This window comes from Brachybacterium hainanense (assembly GCF_042434575.1).
Classification (GTDB): domain Bacteria; phylum Actinomycetota; class Actinomycetes; order Actinomycetales; family Dermabacteraceae; genus Brachybacterium; species Brachybacterium hainanense.
Map to the genome: position 1 here is coordinate 1 of NZ_JBHLSV010000009.1, position 17,352 is coordinate 17,352.

Here is a 17,352-nt window from a genome sequence, read left to right on the forward strand (position 1 = left end):
CCTGGATGCGGGGATGTTCGCGAACACGCCGGAGCAGTATCAGAAGCTCGGCGACGCGACCGATGGCCCGAAGTTCGGCATCGCCTACGGATACTCCACGTTCCATTTCGGCGCGAACATCGACTACGCGGACCCGAACAACGTCGGCCGGATCATGACGCCGATGGCGCCGATGGCCGGGCCCTCCGGTGTGCGGACGTGCCAGTGGGATCATTTCTCCTACGGGTACCCGAACTTCGTGATCACCCCGAAGTGCGAGGACCCGGTCCAGATGATCCGCTGGGCCGACCACCAGTTCGCTCACCATGACCAACTCGCTGCGCGGAGAGAAGGGCGTCGCCTGGGACTGGGCGACCGCGGACCAGAAGGGCATCGACGGACGCCAGGCGGTGTACCAGATGCTCCCCACGACCGAGGAGCTCAAGAACCAGGTCTGGCGGGAATGGGGACCGCTGTACAAGTCGGTCGACCAGCGTCACGGCGAGGCGATCCTCGATTCGACCCCGTCCGGGGAGCCGATCCTCTACGCCGGCACGAAGCTGGTCGAGCCCTTCGCGACGAAGGAGGAGAGCGGCGTCCCGCCGCTGGTCTACGACATGGATCAGTCCGCGCAGATCGGCGAGATCGAGACCAACCTCGAGAACCACATCAAGCAGTCCCTCGCGAACTTCGGCACGGGCAAGAAGGACGCCTCGAAGGACGCCGACTGGGAGGAGTACATCTCCACTGCGAAGGCCATCGGCGTCGAGACCTACGTCCAGATCAAGCAGACCGCCTACGACGCGCAGAACAAGTGATCGCCCTCAGGCTCGATCTCGGCAGGAAGGCATGATCCATGACCGCATCCGCAACGACCGCCCCTGAGGCGCCGCCCCGGGACACGACGTCCCGGCGCATCAAGGACCCCCGATCCGATCGGGTGCTCAACGTCGTCCTCATCATCGTGCTCGCGCTGTTCACGCTCACGATCATCTACCCGTTCGTGTACATCGTCAGCGCCTCGCTCTCCGACCCGGCGGCCGTGTCCTCCGGAGAGATGTGGCTGTGGCCGGTGGGCTTCGGGTTCGACGCGTACGAGGCGGTGCTGGACTATCCGGCGATCACCCGCGGGTTCCTCAACTCGCTGCTGTACTCCGGCTCGGCGATGCTCATCGGCACGGCGGTCACGGTGATGGGCGGGTACGCCCTCTCGCGATCCGACCTCGTGGGACGCAACGTGTTCACGTTCGTCTTCGTGCTCACCATGATGTTCTCCGGCGGTATGATCCCCACCTACCTGGTGGTGCAGCAGCTGGGGATGCTGAACACGATCTGGGCGATGATCCTGCCCGGCGCCGTGAGCGTGTGGCAGCTCATCGTGACCCGCACGTTCTTCCAGACGACGATCCCGCACGAGCTGCTCGAATGCTCCCGGATCGACGGGGCGAGCGACATGCGCTTCTTCGCCCAGATCGTGCTCCCGCTCTCGAAGCCGATCCTCGCGGTGAACCTGCTGCTGTACGGCGTCGCGACCTGGAACGCGTACTTCAACGGCCTCATCTACCTCACCGACGAGAGCCTGTACCCGCTCCAGCTGGTCATGCGGAACATCCTCCTGGAGAACACCTTCGACCCGTCCAAGATGGCCAATGCGGATCCGGAGCGCATCGCCGAGATGCAGAAGCTCGCCGACAAGCTGAAGTACGCCCTGATCATCATCGCCTCGATCCCCCCGCTCATCGCCTACCCGTTCGTGCAGAAGCACTTCGTCAAGGGCATGATGATCGGCTCGCTGAAGGGATGACCTGCCACCATGAGCACTGACCAGGGAAACTTCGTCGACCAGCTGCGCGTCGACGACGCGCCCAAGAAGAAGAAGGGCGCCGGACCCCAGATCTCCGACCGGCGCACGGTGCCGCTGTCGCATCGGCTGAAGAACTCGTGGCAGCTGTACCTGCTGCTCCTGCCCGCGATCGTCTGGGTCGCGCTGTTCGCCTACTGGCCGATGTACGGCATCCAGATCGCCTTCCGCGACTTCACGCCCGTAGGCGGCCTCACCGGCTCCGAGTTCGTGGGCTGGAAGCACTTCGAGAAGTTCCTCCACAGCTACAACTTCTGGCCCCTGCTGCGCAACACCCTCGTCCTCGCCTTCTACGAGCTGATCGCCGGCTTCCCGATCCCGATCATCCTCGCGCTGGCGCTGAACGCGGTCCGCCAGAAGTACTTCTCGCGCGTCGTCCAGCTGATCACCTACGCGCCCAACTTCATCTCGATCGTCGTGGTCGTCGGCATCCTCGTGATGCTGCTGGACCCGCAGACCGGCATCGTCCCCCACGCCTTCGAGCTGCTGGGCATCACTCCCCCGGCCTTCCTCACCGACCCCGGATGGTTCCGCCACACCTATGTGTGGTCGGGGATCTGGCAGACCGCCGGCTTCAGCGCGATCATCTACCTCGCCGCGCTGTCCTCGGTCCCGCCCGAGCTGCACGAGGCCGCGAAGGTCGACGGCGCCTCGCATGTGCGCCGCATGTGGCACATCGACGTCCCGGCCATCATGCCGATCGCAGTCGTGCTGATGATCCTCAACGTCGGCTCGATCATGAGCGTCGGCTTCGAGAAGGTCCTGCTCATGCAGAACCCGCTGAACCTCACGACCTCGCAGGTGATCGACACCTACGTGTACGAGGTCGGCCTCAAGAGCCCCATCCCGCAGTACAGCTACGCGACAGCGATCGGCCTGTTCCGCAGCGTCGTGGGGCTCATCCTCCTGATCGCCGTGAACTCGCTGTCGCGGCGCATCACCAAGGCCGGGCTGTTCTAGAGCCCGTCACGGGGCCCGGGCGGCGACTGCCGCCCGGGCCCTCCCCCTCAGGACCCGCAGGACGCAGGACCCCGATGGCCCCCACCCTCACGATGACGTCAGGAGTCGCCTTGAACACCGCTTCCGCCCCCGACTGCCCCACCTGCGCCGAGAGCAGCACCTCTGCCCGTCCCGGTCGGCGCCTGGCCCGGCGCAGCCTCCTCGCCGGCCTCGGCGCCGCCCCCGCCGCCGCGCTCCTGGCGAGCTGCTCCGACGGCTCCTCCGAGGGCGGCACCGCCGATGTCCCCCAGGTCGAGTACCAGCAGGGCTCCGCGAAGCTCGAGGTCGAGCTGGGCCCGGAGATCGACGGCGTCCCCTACCCCGAGGGCTACGTGGGTCCGAAGGCCCGCGAGTCCGAGCCCTTCGCGGACGGCTCGAGGACCTTCACGATCACGACCCGTGCGGTCGAGAACTTCGACCCGAACACGAACGTGTTCTCCGCGTACCTCGAGGAGAAGACCGGGGTGAAGGTCGAGTACAGCACGGTCCCCCGCGGAGACGAGGGCGCGCCGAAGGTCAACGCGATCCTCGCTGGCGGCGATCTCCCCGACGCCCTCATGCTGGGACCGGAATGGATGGGCGGCTTCACCAAGTCGGAGCTGTACGTGTACGGCCAGCAGGGCCTGTTCCGGCCGCTCGACGAGCTCATCGACCGTCTCGCCCCGCAGCTCGCGGAGGTCTTCGAGCAGAATCCCGACTTCCGCGCGGCGTGGACGGCTCCGGACGGGGCGATGTACGCCTTCCCCTCGGTGAACCAGTGCTACCACTGCCGCTCGTCGCACGCCCGCACCTGGGTCCACACTCCCTCGATGGAGGCCGCCGGCTTCTCCGAGCAGCCCTCGACCATCGAGGAGTTCGAGGCGATGCTGCGCGGCATGAAGCAGGCGAACCCCGAGATCGCCCCGCTCACCGGGCATAAGGACGACCTGCCCCTCGCGCTCGTCTCCGCCGCGTTCCTGGACATCGGCATCGAGAAGCTGCGCCGGGACGGCGACACGATCGTCTACACGCCGCTGGATGAGAAGATGCGCGAGGTCTTCGCGACCATGGCCCGGTGGTCCAAGGACGGGCTGGTGGACCCCAACGCCTTCACGCAGAACAACGATCAGCTGATCCGCCTGGCGATGAACGCCTCCGGCAGCCGCGTCGGCGTCGTCCAGGGGGTCTCCCCGGGCAGCTTCTCCACGGTCGAGTACGAGAAGCCCGACGCCCGCTTCCGCGAGTTCACGACGCTGCGCCCCTTCACCGGACCGGGCGGGACCGCGATCATCCCCTGGAACGACGTCCCCGGCGCCGGGTCGGTGGGTCTCGTGATCCCGGCCAGCACGGAGGACCCCGAGACGCTGATCCGCTGGGCGGACTTCCAGCTCTCGCTGCTGTCGACCCTGAGCATGCGCCTGGGCCCGCAGGACGAGCGCTGGCGGTGGGCCGAGCCCGGGGACACGGGCATCGACGACCGCCCCGCCCTCTACAAGAAGATCGAGCTCGAGGGCGAGACGCCGGACAACCAGACCTGGGAGGAACACGGCGTGTTCAACCTCGGGATGGATGTGCGCCACGGCGAGTCCGTGAACGAGGCGAACTCGATCGAGCCCGGGATCTACCGCGCCGGTCGGACCTACGAGGAGTTCCGGGCGCCGCAGGAAGCCCTGTTCGTCATGCCGTACTTCGACTCCTCGCAGGCCGCCGAGGTCGGGGAGCTGCGCACCAACCTCGACTCGACCTACGTCCAGAACGCTGTGGCCATGTGCCTGGGCACCAAGGACGCCGAGTCGGATGCCGACTGGGACGCCTACGTCGCCGCGCTGAACGCCGCCGGCGCCGAGCGCTACGTCGAGATCCTCACGGAGGCCGACGCGGCGAGCCTCTGAGCCCGCCCGCACGAGGTCGCCCCCGTCCCGCCCGCTCCGCGTCCCGGATCGAGAACCCATGTCCTCGATCCGGGACGCGCGCCATCACCCACGCCCCCACCCCGCAGGAGACGCACCATGACCGCCCCAGACCCGCACGACGACCGGACGACCGCGCCGCAGGCCCCGACCCCATCACGGCGAACCTTCCTGCAGCGAGCAGGGGCGGGCGGGGCGGCTCTCGTCGCCGCGCCCTCCGTCCTCGCCGCCTGCGGGGAGGACGGAGGGGGCGACCCCGCCGCGGAGGCGGACTACGAGCAGGGCAGCGCCGCGCTGAAGGTCGAGCAGGCCCCGGAGATCGAGGGCGTGCTGTACCCGGAGGGCTACCAGGGCCCGCGGGCCCGCGAGCTCGAGCCCTTCGGCGACGGCACGACGGAGTTCCGGGTCCTGGGGCGCAGCATCCCGGACCTGGACTACGCCACGAACTACTACGCGGGCCTGGTGGAGGAGAAGACCGGCGTCAAGGTCTCCTACCTCGACGTCCCGCTCGGCGAGGACGGGCAGACGAAGGTCAACGCGATCCTCTCCGCCGGGGACCTCCCGGACGCGATGATGACCGGGATGGATCTGTTCACCGTCTCCCAGGTCGCGGTGTACGGCCAGCAGGGGCTCTTCCAGCCGCTGGACAGGCTGATCGACGAGAACGCCCCGAACATCCGCGACATGTTCGACACCTTCCCGGACATGCGCAGCCTGTTCACCGCCCCGGACGGGCGCATGTACGCCGTCCCGTCGATGAACGACTGCTACCACTGCAAGACGGCGGGCCTGCGCACCTGGTACAACTCGGACTGGCTGGCCGCGGTGGGCGCCGACGTGCCGCAGTCCCTGGAGGAGTTCGACGCGCTGCTGGAGAGCTGGTCGCATCTGGCCTCCCGCCCCGCGGACTCCCTGCTCGGGGTGACCACCTCGACGACGGTCATGAACCTGTGCGCCTTCTTCCTCGGCTCCTTCCTCGAGGTGTCCCTGGACAACCTCCTGCTCGTCGACGGGAAGGTGTCCTGGGTTCCCCTCCAGGAGGGGTACCGGGAGGGAGCGATCTGGCTGCAGGAGCAGTTCGCCGCGAAGCACCTGGATCCGGCCATGTTCTCGCTCACCGACGAGCAGCTGCAGCGTCTGGGCGACGGCGGCGAAGGGCCCCGATTCGGGATCGCGCTGGGCGGCTCGCAGGGATCCTTCAGCGCGGCCGCCGATCCCTCCGATCCCCGCAACGTGGCCTCGATCATGAAGCCGCTGCCGCCGATGGCGGGGCCGGGCGGGGTGCGCACCTGCGACTGGGACTGGTACCAGATCGGCTCCCCCAACTTCGTGATCACGAATGCCTGCGAGGATCCGGTGACGATGATCCGCTGGGCGGACCACCAGTTCGAGCTGGGCCTGACCACCTCGATGGGCCGCGGCGAGCAGGGCGTGGGCTGGGACTGGGCGGCCGAGGGGACGACCGGGCTCGACGGCGCACAGGCGGTGTACGAGGTGATTCCCGGCAGCACGGATCTGAAGAACCAGGGCTGGTGGGAGTGGGGCCCGTTCTACAAGTCGATGGGCCAGCGCCACGGCGAGGCCCTCGAGGAGGGGTCGACCTCCGTGGAGCCCACGCTGTACGAGGCGGGGAGGGCCTACGAGCCGTATCGCATCGGCAAGGAGCGGAAGGTCCCGCCGCTCGCCTTCGACCTCGACCAGTCGGCGCAGATCGGCGAGATCCGCGCGAACCTCGACCAGCACCTCGCGCAGGGCTTCGCGAACTTCGCCACCGGCAAGGCCGATGCGAGCAAGGACGCGGACTGGACGGCCTTCACGGAGCAGTTCTCCGCGATGGGGCTCGACTCCTTCCTCGCCATCCAGCAGGAGGCCTACGACCAGCAGTCCTGAGGGCCGATGCCCCACCGCCGCGACGCACGTGCCGGCGCCGAGCACCGGTGCCGGCACGCGCGTCGATCTCAGTCGATGGGTGCGTCGGTCGGGGCGCCGAAGTCCTCGGGCAGCTCGGGCACGGGAGCGCCGCTCGCATCATGGACCTGCAGGCCGGTGACCAGGGCGCCCTCGCCCGTCACCTCGAGGGTGAGACGCCGCGCGGTCGCCGCGGCCGGCAGCCGGTGGATGCGGCGCACGCCGACGGTGTGCCCCTGCGCGAGCACCGTCCCGTCCTCGTCGAGGATCCGATGCTCGGTGATGCGCTGCCCCGAGGAGACGTCCTCGAACAGCTCGACGTGGTCGAAGGTCGTGCCGCCCGGCAGCTGCGCGATCCCGCGCACGCCGCCGGGGACCGTCTCCACCTCGAGCTCGGCGTCGACCGGGGATCCGAAGCGGGCGTCCAGCGCCTGTCGCAGCTCGCGCACGCGGGCGGCATCCGCCGGATCGATGCGGCCTCGACGGTCCGGCGGGATGTTCAGCAGCAGGTTCGCCCCCAGGCCCAGGGAGCGGTCGTGGATCTCCAGCAGGTGCGGCACGGACTTGGGCTCCTCGCCCTCCTGCCAGAACCAGCCGCGGCGCAGGGAGACGTCGCACTCCGGGGGGAGGTAGCGGGCCTCGCCGAACTCCACGGTGTCCGGGTCGTACTGGTTCAGATCCGTCGAGCGGGTCACGTACTCGCAGGGGTCGGCGGCCAGGCCGTCCTCGTTGCCGACCCAGCGGATCGTCGCGGGCCCCATGTTGAACACCATCGCCTGCGGCTGGAGCTCGGCCAGGAGCTCCCCGATCGCGTCCCAGTCGTAGACGCGCCCCGCAGATCCGGCGCCGTCGAACCAGACCTCGAACAGCTCGCCGTAGTTCGTGCACAGCTCGCGCAGCTGGCGCAGGTAGAAGGCATCGTAGGCCTCGGCGTCGGCGTAGCTGGGCTCGTGACGGTCCCAGGGCGAGAGGTACAGGCCCAGCTTCAGCCCATGCCTCCGGCAGGCGGCCGCGAGGTCGCCGACGACGTCGCCCTTCCCGTCCTTCCACGGGGAGGAGGCGACGGAGTAGTCCGTGGTGGCGGTGGGCCACAGGCAGAAGCCGTCGTGATGCTTGGCGGTGAGGACGACGTACGCGGCGCCGAGGTCGCGGGCGGTGCGGACCCATTCGTCGGCGTCGAGCTCGCTCGGGTCGAAGTCGGCGGCGGGGACGGTGCCGTCGGACCATTCCTTGCCGGCGAAGGTGTTGACCCCGAAGTGGAAGAAGACGCCCAGGCCGGCCCGCTGCCAGGCGAGCTGACCGGGGGTGGGGGCGAGGGCGGAGGACGCGGTCGGTGCTGTCATGCACCCAGCCTGCCAGAGATCCGATGACTATGCGAGGACGCCGGACGAACTCCCACGAACTCTCCGGCGGCACGCGGGACATTCCTCTCAATCATCGGTAGTCTGGACCGATGATGACGCGACCGAGCTCCGGCCCGCAGCAGGTCCCCGGCTGGGCGCTGAAGGCGAACGACGCGATCGACGCGCTCCTTCTGCTGCTGAAGGTGACCCTGCTGTGGTGGGCGCTCACCCTCCTCGGGCTCGTGGTGCTCGGCATCGGCCCCGCGACCTGCGCCGCCGGGGACGCCGTGCGGGCCCGGCGCGACGGCGGCACCGCCCCCGTCGCGCGGACGATGTGGGAGACCTATCGCCGCGAGCTGCTCCGGGCGACGCTGCGCCTGCTCCCCTTCGGCGCCGTGCAGCTCGGCGGGATCTCGACGATCTTCCTCGCCCTGCGCGGCGGGGTCCCCCAGCCCTGGATGCTCGCCCCCGTCATGATCCTCGCCGCGATCGCCGTGGGCTGGGCGACCGCGAGCGCCGCCGCTCTGGCGACCGTGCCCCGGCTGCGGCGCCAGGAGCTCCTGGTCTCCTGGCGGGTCAGCCTCCTGTGCCCCGGGGCCGTGCCGCTCGCCGCGGTCCTCACGGTGCTGTGCACCGCCGGGATCCTGGTCCTGGCCTACCTGCTGCCGCCCTTCGGCCTCCTGCTGGGGACGGGAACCGCCGTCCAGGCCGCGAGCACCCTGCTCGGCCGGCGCACCGAGGCGCTCCTGGCCCGCCACGACTCCTGACCCCGGCCCCCGACCCGAACCGACCCGAAGGGACCCCCCTCTCATGCCCGATCCCCGTCACAGCCTGTTCTCCGACCGTCCCGCCGAGGCCTGGACCGACGCCTTCCCGCTGGGGAACGGCCACCTCGGAGCCATGGTCTTCGGCCGTCCCGGCGCCGATCGCATCCAGGTCAACGACTCCGGCGTGTGGCGGGGCGGCCCCCGACCACGCTCCCTCGCCCCGGGCGCCGCCGAGCATCTGGCCGCGGCTCGCACGGCCGTGCTCGCCGGGGACCTGGGCTCCGCGGAGGAGCACACGCGCCGCATGCAGTCGGGCGATGCGCAGATGTACCAGCCCTACCTCGACGTCCTCGTCACCAGCGCACAGGACCCGTCCTCACGCGTCGAGCGCGAGCTCGACCTCGCCGATGCCCTCGCCCGGACCCGCATGACCGCGCCCGGCGGCGAGGTCCTCGAGGTGCTCAGCACCATCAGCGCGGCCGATGACGTGCTGCTCGAGCAGCGCCTCTTCTCCGCTCCCACGGACGTGTCGGTGGCGGTGACCTCTCTGCACGAGCAGCAGCTGCGCAGGCAGGACCCGGGACCCGTCGCCGGGCCCGCGGCACGCCTCGTCGGCCGTCTCGCCGTGGCCGCCGCGGTGGACCCGGACGCCGGGGGAAACAGCCCCTCCCGGCCTGCCGAGAGCTTCGCACAGACCGTCCACGCCTCCTGGGTCCTGGAGGTCCGGACCGACGGCGAGCTGTGCGCGGGGGACGCCTCCCTGCGGATCCGGGGAGCCCGGCGGCTCGAGCTGCGCCTCCTCTCCGCGACGCAGTTCGCCCTCGACGGCGCGCTGCGCGTCCCCGACGCGGAAGCCCTCGAGGCAGAGGTCCTCGCCCGCGCCGATGCCCTGGCCGGGACGGAGGCGACCGTGCTGATGGCGCGCGCGGCGCAGACCCATCGGGAGCTCTACGCGCGCACCGAGCTGGATCTGGCTCCCGGCACGGACCGGAGCGGCCCGCCCACGACCACCGAGGCACGGCTGGTCTCCGCGCGGTCCGGTGACGCGTCCCCCGCGGAGATCGCGGATCTCGTCGCGCTGCTCGCGCACTTCGGCCGCTACCTGCTGATCACCGGCGGTCGCGGCCAGAACCCGCCGCTGAACCTGCAGGGGATCTGGAACGAGGATCCGAACCCGCCGTGGTTCAGCGACTACACCACGAACATCAACCTCGAGATGAACTACTGGCCCGCGGGCCCTGCGAACCTCGTGGAGGTGGGCGAGGGGCTGACGACCTGGTCGCAGCTGCTGGCGCAGCAGGGAGCGCGGGTCGCGCGCGAGGTGTACGGCGCCCGCGGCTGGACCCTGCACCACAACTCCGACCGCTGGGGCTACGCCGGCCCTGTCGGCGACGGCGAGGACCACCCCAAGTGGTCCTTCTGGCCGCTCGGCGGAGCGTGGGTGACCAGCACCCTGGTGGACCTGCACCGCTTCACGGCCGCAGGCGTGCCCGCCGCGGTGCGCGAGCTGCTCGTGGACTGCTGCCGCTTCGTGCTCGACCTGCTGGTGGAGATGCCGGACGGCACCCTCGGGACCGCGCCCTCGACCTCGCCGGAGAACACCTTCCGCACCCCGGACGGCGCCGTGCACGAGGTCCATGTCTCGACCACGAGCGACCTCGCGCTGATCCGGGACGTGCTGGAATCGCTGCTCGACCTCGCCCCCGGGGCCGATACCGAGCTCACCGGCCGGGCCCGCTCCGCGCTCGCCCACCTGCCCCGCGAGCAGATCCTCCCCTCGGGGCTGATCGCCGAATGGTCCGATCCGGCCCTCGCCGACCCCGAGCCCCTGCATCGCCACCAGTCCCATCTGATCGGCCTGTTCCCGGGCACGGCCCTGGATCCGCAGACGGATCCGGAGCGCGGCGCCGCAGCGAGGGAGAGCCTGCTCGCCCGCGGCTTCGAGTCGACCGGGTGGAGCCTCGCCTGGCGGATCTGCCTCGCCGCCCGGCTGGCCGACGGCGAGCTCGCCGAGCGCTTCGTGCGCCGCTTCCTGCATCCCGTGGACCTCGAGCCGGCCGGGAAGCGGTTCTCGACCTCGGAGGGCGGCGTCTACCGGACGCTGCTGTGCGCGCACCCGCCCTTCCAGATCGACGGGAACTTCGGGGCGCTCGCCGGCATCCTCGAGCTGCTGCTGCAGTCGCATCGGAGCGCGTCCTCCACCGGGCGGACCGACGAGCCCGGGCCGCGACGTCTGGACCTGCTGCCGGCGCTGCCGGAATCCTGGCCCCGCGGCACGGCCCGCGGCCTGCGCGCCCGCGGCGGCGTCGTGGTCGACCTCCGCTGGGACGAGCACGAGGTCCACGCGGATCTGCGGGCCGATCCCGGACGGACCGATCCGATCGCCCTCGAGGTGCACGGGGCCGGCCGGCCCCAGAGCCTCGTCCTCGCCCCGGGCGGGTCCGCCTCCCTGCACGGCCCGCGGAACGCCGGCTGAGCGGCCCCGGGCCGGACCGGACCGGGTTCGAGCGGCCCCTCGATGACGGCTAAGCTGGCCCGGACGGCGGCCCGGTGCCGAGAGCGCAGATCGGACCCACACCACACGAGCTGGAACGGAGTGACATGGCTGACCTCAGGGTGGACGTGACCCGAGCGGATGCAGTGCTGATCGGCGGGGGGATCGCGAGCGCCACGCTCGCCGCGCTCCTGGCGGAGCTCGAGCCCGACTGGGATGTGCAGGTCATCGAGCGGCTCGACGCCGTGGGACTCGAGTCGAGCGACGGCTGGAACAACGCGGGCACGGGCCACAGCGCCCTGTGCGAGCTGAACTACACACCGCAGGACGTCGACGGCTCCGTCTCCCCGGCGAAGGCCATCTCGATCAACGAGCAGTTCCAGGTCTCCCGCCAGTTCTGGGCGCACCTGGTCGAGAACGACCGGATCGCCGCCCCGGAGTCGTTCATCCGCACCGTGCCCCACATGTCCTTCGTGCACGGGGTCGAGAACGTCGACTACCTCCACCGCCGGCATGAGGCGCTCGTGGCGAACCCGCTGTTCGACAGGATGCGCTTCACGACCGAGCATGCGCAGCTGGCGCAGTGGGCGCCGCTGATCAGCGAGGGCCGCCCGGTCACCGAGACGATCGCCGCGACCTACGCCCCCGATGGGACGGACGTGAACTTCGGGGAGCTGACCCGTCAGCTCTTCGCCTTCGCGAGCACCGCCGGCACGACCGTGAGCACGGGCCGCGAGGTCACCTCGCTGCGCCGGATGGGCCCGGACTGGGGCGTGATGCACCGCGGCACCGCCACCGGCGACGTCCGTGTCATCCGGGCGCCCTTCGTGTTCGTCGGCGCGGGGGGCAACGCCCTGCCGCTGCTGCAGTCCTCCGGGATCGAGGAGATCCGGGGCTTCGGCGGCTTCCCGATCTCTGGCCAGTGGCTGCGCTGCACGAACCCCGAGGTCATCGCCCGCCACAGCGCGAAGGTGTACGGCAAGGCCGCCGTCGGCGCCCCGCCGATGAGCGTGCCGCACCTGGACACCCGCTACATCGACGGCCGTCAGGGCCTGCTGTTCGGCCCCTACGCGGGCTGGACGCCGAAGTTCCTCAAGACCGGCTCGTACACGGACCTGTTCGCCTCGATCCGGCCCGGCAACATCGCGCAGATGATGGCGGTCGCCCCGCCGAACCTGGGCCTCATGAAGTATCTCGTCACCGAGGTCGCCGCATCCCGGGAGCAGCGCATGGAGGCGCTGCGCGAGTACATGCCCTCCGCCCGCGACGAGGACTGGGAGCTGATCACCGCCGGGCAGCGCGTCCAGGTGATCGCCCCGGACCGCAAGAAGGTGGGCGTGCTCCAGTTCGGCACCCAGCTGATCAGCGCCGGCGACGGGTCGATCAGCGGCATGCTGGGCGCATCCCCCGGCGCCTCGACGGCGACGCCGATCATGCTCCAGCTGCTGGAGAAGGTGTTCCCCGAGCGCTTCTCCTCCTGGAGGCCGCGCATCACGGGCATGGTGCCGAGCTTCGGCACGACCCTGTCCGAGGACGCCGCGGCCGCCCGCCTGTCCCTCGAGCGGACCGCGACGGCGCTCGGCCTCGCCCACGACTGAGACGGCTCGCGATGCGCATCTCCCTGATGACCACCTGCCTGGTCGACGTCATGGCCCCCGACGTCGCCCGCTCGACCGTGCTGCTCCTGGAGCGGCTGGGCCACCAGGTGGTCTTCGATCCGCGGCAGACCTGCTGCGGGCAGATGCACACCAACACCGGCTACTACGCCGAGGCCGCCCCGGTGGTGCGGCACTTCGTGGACACCTTCGAGCAGCGGCTCGACGAGGTCGACGCGATCGTCATGCCCTCGGGGTCCTGCGCGGGCTGCGTGCGCGAGCAGCATCGGCTGGTCGCGCGGCACGAGGGCGACACGGACCTCGAGCGGCGCGCGGAGGCGGTCTCGGCGAAGACGTACGAGCTCTCCGAGCTGCTCGTGGACGTGCTCGGCGTCTCCGACGTCGGCGCCTACTTCCCGCACACCGTGACCTACCATCCCACCTGCCATTCGATGCGGGTCCTGAAGGTGGGCGCGCGCCCGCTCAAGCTGCTGCGCGCCGTGGAGGGGATCGAGATCGTGAACCTGCCCGAGTCCTCCACCTGCTGCGGCTTCGGCGGCACCTTCAGCGTGAAGAACGCGGACGTCTCCGATGCGATGGTCACCGACAAGGCCGCGAACGTCGTGCGGTCCGGGGCCGAGTTCGTCGTCGCGGGCGATGCCTCGTGCCTCATGAACATCGGCGGCAAGCTCTCCCGCAACGGCGACGCCCCGCGTCCCGTGCACCTCGCCCAGATCCTCGCCTCGACGCGGGAGCACCCCTTCGTCTCCTCTCCCGAGCTGCTGGGGCGGGCATCATGACCCCCGGCCCCGTGCCGCTCGGGATCCCGGCCGTCCGCCCGCAGCACGCCTCCCCCGGCTCCTCGCATCTGCGCGGGAGCGAGCCGTTCCCGCAGCGGGCCCGCACCGAGCTCGCGAACCCGGTGCTGCGCGAGAACCTCCGGCACGCGACGTCCACGATCCAGGACAAACGTGCCTCGGTGGTCCGCGAGGTCCGGGACTGGCAGAAGCTCCGCGACGCGGCAAGCGCGGTGAAGTGGCAGGTCACCGACCATCTCCCCGAGCTGCTGGTGCAGCTCGAGGAGTCGGTGGAAGCCGCCGGCGGCACCGTCCACTGGGCCCGTGACGCCGACGAGGCGGGTGACATCGTCACCCGGCTCGTCCTCGAGCGCGGGGCGAGCGAGGTGCTCAAGGTCAAATCGATGGCGACCCAGGAGATCGGCCTGAACGAGACCCTCGCGCATGCCGGGATCCAGGCGATCGAATCCGACCTCGCCGAGCTCATCGTCCAGCTGGCCGGGGACACGCCCAGCCACATCCTGGTCCCCGCGATCCACCGCAACCGCGCCGAGATCCGGGAGATCTTCCTGGCGGCGATGCCGGACCTGGACCCCGCGATCACCGACGACCCTGCGGAGCTGGCCGGCGCCGCGCGCCGCTTCCTGCGGGAGAAGTTCCTGGACATGTCGGAATCGGTGGCGATATCCGGCGGCAACTTCGCGGTCGCGGAGACCGGCACCATCGCGGTCGTCGAGTCCGAGGGCAACGGCCGGATGTGCCTGACCCTCCCCCGCACCCTCATCACCGTGCTCGGCGTCGAGAAGGTCATCCCGGCCTTCGAGGACCTCGAGGTGTTCCTGCAGCTGCTGCCGCGCTCCTCCACGGGCGAGCGGATGAACCCGTACACGACCCTGTTCACCGGCGTCGCCGAGGGCGACGGACCGCAGGAGTTCCACCTCGTGCTCCTGGACAACGGCCGCAGCGCCGTCCTGGCGGATCCCGAGGGCCGCAGCGCCCTGCACTGCATCCGCTGCTCCGCCTGCCTGAACGTGTGCCCCGTCTACGAGCGGGCCGGCGGGCACGCCTACGGCTCCACCTATCCCGGGCCCATCGGGGCGATCCTCTCCCCGCAGATGACCGGCGTCACCGGCCCCGGGGACCCGAGCGCCTCGCTGCCGTACGCCTCGAGCCTGTGCGGCGCCTGCTACGACGTGTGCCCGGTGAAGATCGACATCCCCTCGATCCTCGTGCATCTGCGAGCGAAGGAGGTCGACCAGCGCCGGGAGAGCCGTGGCCAGTTCCACGGCACCTGGGACCTCGCCATGCGCGGCGCCTCCCGCCTCATGTCCTCGCCGCGCCTGTACGACGCCGCCGTCCGGGCGAGCGCCGGGCTCGGGAAGGTCCGGCGCAGCGGGAACATCGGCGCTCTGCCGGGTTTCCTGCCGCTCGTGACGGGCTGGACCGACCATCGCGACCTGCCCACGCCGCGGCAGTCCTTCCGCAGCTGGTGGGCGGAGCGCGAGGAGCACCCCGCCCCGGGCGGGGCCGAGGGCGAGGACCCGCGCGCATGAGCACCTGGCACGACTCCCGCCCCGCACGCACCCCCGGCCTCAGCGCCAAGGAGGAGATCCTCGCGCGGCTGCGCACCGCCCTGGAGGCCCCTCGCCGCGACGCCGTCACCGAGGCCGCCGAGGTCCCCCGCCGCTACGCCCGGGCCGACGACCGCTCCGAGGGCGCCGACGCCGCCAAGGTCCGCGACCTGCTGGTGAAGCGGCTCGAGGACTACACCGCGACCGTGCATCGGACCACGCCCTCCCGGCGCGGGCGCGCCATCGCCGAGGCCCTCCGCGAGGCAGGCAGCGTGATCGTCCCGGCCGGGGTGCCCGAGGACTGGCTGCAGGAGATCCCCGCGGGGGTCCTCCGGGACGACGGCAGCGCCGGCCCTCGCGAGCTGGACCGGATCGACGCGGTCCTCACCGGCTGTCACACGGCGATCGCTGCGACCGGCACGATCCTGCTGCGCTCCGACGACCTCTCCGGCCGCCGAGCCATCTCCCTGCTCCCGGATCTCCATGTCGTGGTCCTCGAGTCCGAGCAGGTCGTCGTCGGGGTGCCGCGCGCCATCCAGCGCATGGGCGAGGACCCGCGCGCCCCCTGGACGATGATCTCCGGTCCCAGCGCCACGAGCGACATCGAGCTCAGCCGTGTCGAGGGCGTGCACGGTCCCCGCCGCCTGCACATCGTCCTCGTCGAACCGGAGCCCGAGCCCTCCCCCGATCCCCTGCCCGAGGAGACCCCGTCAGCATGAGCACCCCTGCGTCCCCGTCCGCCGCCCCCGTCCCGGTGCGCGGCACGGTCCACGAGATCGCCGCCGGCGACTACCGCGCCGAGATCGCCGAGGTCGGGGCGATCCTCGAGTCCCTCACCTACCAGGGCCGCGACCTGCTGGTCCGCAACCCGCCCACGGGACCCATGCAGTTCTACCGCGGTGCGGTGGTCGCCCCGTGGCCCAACCGGATCGGCGACGGCCTGTACACCTGGGACGGACAGGAGATCCAGGCGGCGCTGAACGAGCCCGAGCGCCGGAATGCGCTCCACGGCCTCGTCTGCTTCCTCCCCTTCACCGTGGCCGCCGAGGCCGCCGATGCGCTGGAGCTCCGGGTGCTGCTGCCGGCGAGCCCCGGGTATCCCTTCTCCCTCGAGCTCGCCGTCGAGCACCGGGTGGACGCCGCTGCGGGCCTCACAACCACGGTCACGGCCCGCAACGTCGGCGCCGAGGACGCACCCTACGGCGTGTGCCCCCACCCGTACCTGGTCGCCGGCCCCGAGCCGCTGGACACCTGGACGCTGCAGACGGGCCTCGGCACCGTCGTGACCGTCACCCCGGATCGGCTGCTGCCCACCGGCATCAAGCGGGTCGACGAGGGCGGAGAGTTCGACTTCCGGGCGGGCCGCGTGATCGGCGACCAGCAGATCGACCATGCCTTCACCGACCTCGAGCGCGATCCCGACGGGGTCGCGCGCATCCGTCTGACCGCCCCGGGCGGCACCGGCGTCGAGATGAGCGCCGATGCCCGCTGCTCCTGGCTGCAGCTGCACACGGCGGATCGGCCCGAGCCGGAGGCGAACCGGAAGGGTCTCGCGGTCGAGCCGATGACCTGTCCGCCGGACGCCTTCCGCTCCGGCACCGACGTCATCCGCCTCGCCCCGGGCGCCGCCCACGAGGCGGCCTGGAGCATCCGCGGCTTCTGAGGACGCCGCGCGGACGCGAGGCATGAGGAAGGCGCCGCTCCCCGGGGAGCGGCGCCTTCCTCATGCGATGCCGAGCGGCGTCTCCTGCTGCTCAGTGCGCGTTCTCGTAGGCCGTGCGGATCTCGGCGGAGATGCGGCCGCGGTCGGAGACCTCGTAGCCGTTCTCGCGAGCCCATTCACGCACGAGCGCGGAATCCTTGGCCGGAGCGGAGGCGCCCGTCCCGCGGGTGCGACGACCGCTCACGCGGCGCGCCTTGGCGACCCAGGTGCCGAGCTCCTCGCGCAGGCGCGAAGCGTTGTCCTCGGAGAGGTCGATCTCGTACGAGACGCCGTCCAGGGAGAAGGTGACCGTCTGGTCGGCCTTGGACCCGTCGAGGTCGTCGATCAGCTCGACGAAGGTCTTGCGTGCCATGGATACTCCTTGATGAGGGGGCCGATCACTGCAGGCGGCTATGCCTGCTCCCCAATACTGTCGTGCCGCACGGA

Annotated in this window: 14 protein-coding genes; 12 read left to right on the forward strand and 2 right to left on the reverse strand. The window is 70.9% G+C overall.

All coding sequences use genetic code 11. The features are described 5' to 3' along the window. The first annotated feature begins 305 nt into the window (after positions 1 to 305). From ACFFF6_RS08865 to ACFFF6_RS08885, 5 genes are all read left to right on the forward strand, one after another. Positions 306 to 797: a type 2 periplasmic-binding domain-containing protein gene (locus ACFFF6_RS08865; protein ID WP_376980000.1), complete on the forward strand. Its 492-nt coding sequence runs from the start codon at positions 306 to 308 to the stop codon at positions 795 to 797. A 38-nt stretch (positions 798 to 835) separates the two neighbouring features. Beyond that, positions 836 to 1,783 carry a carbohydrate ABC transporter permease gene (locus ACFFF6_RS08870; protein WP_376980001.1) on the forward strand — a complete coding sequence of 316 codons (948 nt, stop codon included), beginning with the start codon at positions 836 to 838 and terminating at the stop codon, positions 1,781 to 1,783. A 9-nt stretch (positions 1,784 to 1,792) separates the two neighbouring features. Beyond that, entirely contained in the window at positions 1,793 to 2,800 is a 1,008-nt protein-coding gene (locus tag ACFFF6_RS08875; RefSeq protein WP_376980002.1) for an ABC transporter permease, read from the forward strand. A 110-nt stretch (positions 2,801 to 2,910) separates the two neighbouring features. Continuing rightward, positions 2,911 to 4,710: an extracellular solute-binding protein gene (locus tag ACFFF6_RS08880; protein WP_376980003.1), complete on the forward strand. Its 1,800-nt coding sequence runs from the start codon at positions 2,911 to 2,913 to the stop codon at positions 4,708 to 4,710. Positions 4,711 to 4,827: 117 nt separating this feature from the next. Next, a complete protein-coding gene (locus tag ACFFF6_RS08885; RefSeq protein ID WP_376980004.1) occupies positions 4,828 to 6,618 on the forward strand; it encodes a twin-arginine translocation signal domain-containing protein in 1,791 nt (596 codons plus the stop codon). Positions 6,619 to 6,686: 68 nt separating this feature from the next. Here ACFFF6_RS08885 and ACFFF6_RS08890 read toward each other — a convergent pair whose 3' ends face one another. After that, positions 6,687 to 7,979 carry an alpha-L-fucosidase gene (locus ACFFF6_RS08890; RefSeq protein ID WP_376980005.1) on the reverse strand — a complete coding sequence of 431 codons (1,293 nt, stop codon included), beginning with the start codon at positions 7,977 to 7,979 and terminating at the stop codon, positions 6,687 to 6,689. Between the two features lie 110 nt (positions 7,980 to 8,089). Between ACFFF6_RS08890 and ACFFF6_RS08895 the strand changes: the two genes are divergently transcribed. The 7 genes from ACFFF6_RS08895 (at position 8,090) to ACFFF6_RS08925 (ending at position 16,866) form a co-directional block, all read left to right on the forward strand. After that, positions 8,090 to 8,746: a DUF624 domain-containing protein gene (locus tag ACFFF6_RS08895; protein WP_376980006.1), complete on the forward strand. Its 657-nt coding sequence runs from the start codon at positions 8,090 to 8,092 to the stop codon at positions 8,744 to 8,746. Positions 8,747 to 8,789: 43 nt separating this feature from the next. After that, complete coding sequence (locus ACFFF6_RS08900; RefSeq protein WP_376980007.1) at positions 8,790 to 11,222, forward strand: glycosyl hydrolase family 95 catalytic domain-containing protein; 2,433 nt, start codon at positions 8,790 to 8,792, stop codon at positions 11,220 to 11,222. A 125-nt stretch (positions 11,223 to 11,347) separates the two neighbouring features. Beyond that, positions 11,348 to 12,838, forward strand: coding sequence for a malate:quinone oxidoreductase (locus ACFFF6_RS08905; protein WP_376980008.1), 1,491 nt, complete (start codon positions 11,348 to 11,350; stop codon positions 12,836 to 12,838). Positions 12,839 to 12,849: 11 nt separating this feature from the next. Further along, positions 12,850 to 13,635, forward strand: a complete 786-nt coding sequence (locus ACFFF6_RS08910; RefSeq protein WP_376980009.1) for a (Fe-S)-binding protein — start codon at positions 12,850 to 12,852, stop codon at positions 13,633 to 13,635. Next, positions 13,632 to 15,185: a lactate utilization protein B gene (locus tag ACFFF6_RS08915; protein ID WP_376980010.1), complete on the forward strand. Its 1,554-nt coding sequence runs from the start codon at positions 13,632 to 13,634 to the stop codon at positions 15,183 to 15,185. The genes ACFFF6_RS08910 and ACFFF6_RS08915 overlap by 4 nt, the downstream gene beginning before the upstream one ends. Next, the gene (locus ACFFF6_RS08920; protein ID WP_376980011.1) at positions 15,182 to 15,922 is read left to right on the forward strand and encodes a LutC/YkgG family protein; all 741 of its coding nucleotides are present in this window, start codon (positions 15,182 to 15,184) and stop codon (positions 15,920 to 15,922) included. Before ACFFF6_RS08915 ends, ACFFF6_RS08920 begins: the two co-directional genes overlap by 4 nt. Continuing rightward, the gene (locus ACFFF6_RS08925; protein WP_376980012.1) at positions 15,919 to 16,866 is read left to right on the forward strand and encodes an aldose 1-epimerase family protein; all 948 of its coding nucleotides are present in this window, start codon (positions 15,919 to 15,921) and stop codon (positions 16,864 to 16,866) included. Before ACFFF6_RS08920 ends, ACFFF6_RS08925 begins: the two co-directional genes overlap by 4 nt. Positions 16,867 to 16,957: 91 nt before the next feature. Here ACFFF6_RS08925 and ACFFF6_RS08930 read toward each other — a convergent pair whose 3' ends face one another. Next, a complete protein-coding gene (locus tag ACFFF6_RS08930; protein ID WP_376980013.1) occupies positions 16,958 to 17,278 on the reverse strand; it encodes a histone-like nucleoid-structuring protein Lsr2 in 321 nt (106 codons plus the stop codon). Positions 17,279 to 17,352: the final 74 nt, after the last annotated feature.